This window comes from Curvibacter sp. PAE-UM, from assembly GCF_001432305.1.
Classification (GTDB): domain Bacteria; phylum Pseudomonadota; class Gammaproteobacteria; order Burkholderiales; family Burkholderiaceae_C; genus Hylemonella.
Map to the genome: position 1 here is coordinate 3,624,416 of NZ_KQ483358.1, position 5,548 is coordinate 3,629,963.

At 51.0% G+C, this 5,548-nt stretch carries 2 tRNA genes and 3 rRNA genes; all 5 read right to left on the reverse strand.

What is annotated here, in order from left to right:
- Positions 1-44: 44 nt before the first annotated feature.
- Positions 45-157, reverse strand: a 5S ribosomal RNA gene (rrf, locus tag AO057_RS17265).
- Positions 158-269: 112 nt separating this feature from the next.
- Positions 270-3,146 (reverse strand): 23S ribosomal RNA (locus AO057_RS17270).
- Between the two features lie 369 nt (positions 3,147-3,515).
- Positions 3,516-3,591: transfer RNA gene (locus tag AO057_RS17275), tRNA-Ala, on the reverse strand.
- A gap of 17 nt (positions 3,592-3,608) precedes the next feature.
- A tRNA-Ile gene (locus tag AO057_RS17280) sits at positions 3,609-3,685 on the reverse strand.
- 98 nt (positions 3,686-3,783) lie between these two features.
- Positions 3,784-5,318 (reverse strand): 16S ribosomal RNA (locus AO057_RS17285).
- The 16S, 23S and 5S rRNA genes sit together here with 2 tRNA genes alongside, the layout of an rRNA operon.
- Positions 5,319-5,548 lie beyond the last annotated feature (230 nt).

Here is a 5,548-nt window from a genome sequence, read left to right on the forward strand (position 1 = left end):
ATAAAAACGCCCCGTCACATGACGGGGCGTTTTCTGCTGTAAGAGCCTGACGATGACCTACTTTCACACGGGAACCCGCACTATCATCGGCGCTGAGGCGTTTCACTGTCCTGTTCGGGATGGGAAGGAGTGGGACCACCTCGCTATGGTCATCAGGCATAACTTTTTGTCATCTTGACTGGGTCAAGACGACGAATTTATAGAGCGAATCAGCTTATTTTGAATGCGTCACTTGGCATAACTTCCTTGATTTACTGAATCAAAGTTATAGGGTCAAGCCGCACGAGCAATTAGTATCAGTTAGCTTAACGCATTACTGCGCTTCCACACCTGACCTATCAACGTCCTGGTCTTGAACGACTCTTTAGGGGGCTCAAGGCCCCGGCAGATCTCATCTTGAAACGAGTTTCCCGCTTAGATGCTTTCAGCGGTTATCTCTTCCACACATAGCTACCCGGCAATGCCACTGGCGTGACAACCGGTACACCAGAGGTGTGTCCACTCCGGTCCTCTCGTACTAGGAGCAGGCTTCCTCAAATCTGCAGCGCCCACGGAAGATAGGGACCAAACTGTCTCACGACGTTTTAAACCCAGCTCACGTACCTCTTTAAATGGCGAACAGCCATACCCTTGGGACCGGCTACAGCCCCAGGATGAGATGAGCCGACATCGAGGTGCCAAACACCGCCGTCGATATGAACTCTTGGGCGGTATCAGCCTGTTATCCCCAGAGTACCTTTTATCCGTTGAGCGATGGCCCTTCCATACAGAACCACCGGATCACTATGTCCTGCTTTCGCATCTGCTCGACTTGTCAGTCTCGCAGTTAAGCACGCTTATGCCATTGCACTATCGTCACGATGTCCGACCGTAACTAGCGTACCTTCGAACTCCTCCGTTACGCTTTGGGAGGAGACCGCCCCAGTCAAACTGCCTACCATGCACTGTCCCCAATCCCGATAAGGGATCCAGGTTAGAACCTCAAACACACCAGGGTGGTATTTCAACGTTGGCTCCACGATACCTAGCGGCACCGCTTCAAAGCCTCCCACCTATCCTACACAGATCTGTTCAAAGTCCAATACAAAGCTACAGTAAAGGTTCATGGGGTCTTTCCGTCTTTCCGCGGGGAGATTGCATCATCACAAACATTTCAACTTCGCTGAGTCTCAGGAGGAGACAGTGTGGCCATCGTTACGCCATTCGTGCAGGTCGGAACTTACCCGACAAGGAATTTCGCTACCTTAGGACCGTTATAGTTACGGCCGCCGTTTACTGGGACTTCAATCAAGAGCTTGCACCCCATCATTTAATCTTCCAGCACCGGGCAGGCGTCACACCCTATACGTCCACTTTCGTGTTTGCAGAGTGCTGTGTTTTTAATAAACAGTCGCAGCCACCGATTCTTTGCAACCTCATTGGGCTCCCCAAGTAAATGGTTCACCTACTAAAGGCACACCTTCTTCCGAAGTTACGGTGTCAATTTGCCGAGTTCCTTCTCCTGAGTTCTCTCAAGCGCCTTAGAATACTCATCTCGCGCACCAGTGTCGGTTTGCGGTACGGTCGTGTGTAGCTGAAGCTTAGTGGCTTTTCCTGGAAGCAGGGTATCACTCACTTCGGCAGCAAGCTGCCTCGTTATCACCCCTCATCTAAGCCCGGCGGATTTGCCTACCAGGCACGACTACAGGCTTGAACCAACATATCCAACAGTTGGCTGAGCTAACCTTCTCCGTCCCCACATCGCACTACACATCGGTACAGGAATATTGACCTGTTTCCCATCAGCTACGCATCTCTGCCTCGCCTTAGGGGCCGACTCACTCTACGCCGATGAACGTTGCGTAGAAAACCTTGCGCTTACGGCGAGGGGGCTTTTCACCCCCTTTAACGCTACTCATGTCAGCATTCGCACTTCTGATACCTCCAGCAGCCTTTACAAGCCACCTTCACAGGCTTACAGAACGCTCTCCTACCACTTGCAATAAATTGCAAATCCGCAGCTTCGGTAACTGGCTTAGCCCCGTTACATCTTCCGCGCAGGACGACTCGATCAGTGAGCTATTACGCTTTCTTTAAATGATGGCTGCTTCTAAGCCAACATCCTGACTGTTTTAGCCTTCCCACTTCGTTTCCCACTTAGCCAATTTTAGGGACCTTAGCTGGCGGTCTGGGTTGTTTCCCTCTTGAGTCCGGACGTTAGCACCCGGTGCTCTGTCTCCCAAGCTGTACTCATCGGTATTCGGAGTTTGCCTTGGTTTGGTAAGTCGCCATGACCCCCTAGCCAAAACAGTGCTCTACCCCCGATGGTAATACTTGAGGCACTACCTAAATAGTTTTCGGAGAGAACCAGCTATTTCCAAGTTTGTTTAGCCTTTCACCCCTATCCACAGCTCATCCGCTAGTTTTGCAACACTAGTCGGTTCGGACCTCCAGTACCTGTTACGGCACCTTCATCCTGGCCATGGATAGATCACTTGGTTTCGGGTCTACACCCAGCGACTGAACGCCCTATTCGGACTCGATTTCTCTACGGCTTCCCTATTCGGTTAACCTTGCCACTGAATGTAAGTCGCTGACCCATTATACAAAAGGTACGCAGTCACCCTTGCGGGCTCCTACTTTTTGTAAGCATGCGGTTTCAGGATCTATTTCACTCCCCTCCCGGGGTTCTTTTCGCCTTTCCCTCACGGTACTAGTTCACTATCGGTCAATGATGAGTATTTAGCCTTGGAGGATGGTCCCCCCATATTCAGACAGGATTACACGTGTCCCGCCCTACTTGTCGTTAGCTCAGTACCACACGTTTCTTTTCGCATACAGGGCTATCACCTGCTATGGCCAGCCTTTCCAGACTGTTTTGCTAAGAATCGTGCTATCACTAACAGGCTCTTCCGATTTCGCTCGCCACTACTTTCGGAATCTCGGTTGATGTCTTTTCCTCGAGCTACTGAGATGTTTCAGTTCACCCGGTTCGCCTCGCATACCTATGTATTCAGTATGCGATACCTTTGCAGGTGGGTTTCCCCATTCGGAAATCTCCGGATCAAAGCTTATTTGCCAGCTCCCCGAAGCTTATCGCAGGCTTTCACGTCCTTCGTCGCCTATCATTGCCAAGGCATCCACCACATGCTCTTAGTCACTTGACCCTATAACTTTGATTTCTCTTGCGAGATCCAAAGCATCTTCAAGGACTTGCCAGGTCTTTCACCTGGCGCGTTATGCCGTAATGTGAATGATTCTTTGGTATTGCTACCAGAGAACGATTCGTCATTACTTGAAATACAAACAAAGTTTGAATTTCGTTTTGACGCAATCAAAAAATTGTCATCAGAGGCACGGTCTGCACTAAACCTTTACGAATGTGCAGTTTCCTCTGACAACGCTGATTCGACTCTATAAATTGTTAATGAACAGCCGTGAGCCTTGCGACTCGTTTGTTGATCGATGGATATCGATCAACATCAAAAAAGCCTCGGACAGTATCTGCACGAAGCCGCTTTGATGTTGATTGTTATTGGTGGAGGATGACGGGATCGAACCGACGACCCCCTGCTTGCAAAGCAGGTGCTCTCCCAGCTGAGCTAATCCCCCAGTTCGATGGAACGGGATGGTGGGTCTGGTTGGTCTCGAACCAACGACCCCCGCCTTATCAAGACGGTGCTCTAACCAACTGAGCTACAGACCCAAGCCGGTCACTTAGGACCAGGCACGAGGCTTAGTCGTTAGCGACAACCTTCCAACAACCGATAAGTGTGAGCGTTCAAATTAGATTGCAGTTTCCAGAAAGGAGGTGATCCAGCCGCACCTTCCGATACGGCTACCTTGTTACGACTTCACCCCAGTCACGAACCCTGCCGTGGTAATCGCCCTCCTTGCGGTTAGGCTAACTACTTCTGGCAGAACCCGCTCCCATGGTGTGACGGGCGGTGTGTACAAGACCCGGGAACGTATTCACCGTGACATTCTGATCCACGATTACTAGCGATTCCGACTTCACGCAGTCGAGTTGCAGACTGCGATCCGGACTACGACTGGCTTTATGGGATTAGCTCCCCCTCGCGGGTTGGCAACCCTTTGTACCAGCCATTGTATGACGTGTGTAGCCCCACCTATAAGGGCCATGAGGACTTGACGTCATCCCCACCTTCCTCCGGTTTGTCACCGGCAGTCTCATTAGAGTGCCCAACTAAATGTAGCAACTAATGACAAGGGTTGCGCTCGTTGCGGGACTTAACCCAACATCTCACGACACGAGCTGACGACAGCCATGCAGCACCTGTGTTACGGCTCTCTTTCGAGCACTCCTCTATCTCTAAAGGATTCCGTACATGTCAAAGGTGGGTAAGGTTTTTCGCGTTGCATCGAATTAAACCACATCATCCACCGCTTGTGCGGGTCCCCGTCAATTCCTTTGAGTTTCAACCTTGCGGCCGTACTCCCCAGGCGGTCAACTTCACGCGTTAGCTTCGTTACTGAGTCAGTGAAGACCCAACAACCAGTTGACATCGTTTAGGGCGTGGACTACCAGGGTATCTAATCCTGTTTGCTCCCCACGCTTTCGTGCATGAGCGTCAGTACAGGTCCAGGGGATTGCCTTCGCCATCGGTGTTCCTCCGCATATCTACGCATTTCACTGCTACACGCGGAATTCCATCCCCCTCTACCGTACTCTAGCTATGCAGTCACAAATGCAGTTCCCAGGTTAAGCCCGGGGATTTCACATCTGTCTTACATAACCGCCTGCGCACGCTTTACGCCCAGTAATTCCGATTAACGCTTGCACCCTACGTATTACCGCGGCTGCTGGCACGTAGTTAGCCGGTGCTTATTCTTACGGTACCGTCATTAGCAAACTGTATTAGAGCTCACCGTTTCGCTCCGTACAAAAGCAGTTTACAACCCGAAGGCCTTCATCCTGCACGCGGCATTGCTGGATCAGGCTTGCGCCCATTGTCCAAAATTCCCCACTGCTGCCTCCCGTAGGAGTCTGGGCCGTGTCTCAGTCCCAGTGTGGCTGGTCGTCCTCTCAGACCAGCTACAGATCGTCGGCTTGGTGGGCTTTTACCCCACCAACTACCTAATCTGATATCGGCCGCTCCAATCGCGCGAGGTCTTGCGATCCCCCGCTTTCATCCATAGATCGTATGCGGTATTAGCGTAGCTTTCGCTACGTTATCCCCCACGACTGGGCACGTTCCGATATATTACTCACCCGTTCGCCACTCGCCACCAGGATTGCTCCCGTGCTGCCGTTCGACTTGCATGTGTAAGGCATGCCGCCAGCGTTCAATCTGAGCCAGGATCAAACTCTATAGTTCGATCTTGAATTTTTCGCTTATTTCTAAGCAACTCATAAAAACGGAATTGAAGTGAACTTCACTTCTATTCTCATGAGCGTTTTTAAGTGACTTGCACTTAGTTCCGAAGAACTTGGCAATCGCCTTCAAACGCCCACGCTTATCGGCTGTATATTTTTAAGGAACCACCGCAAAACATTCCTGCCTTGCGCCTGCTTAGCTGCGATCAGCTGAGCCTCGAATTCTAGCAC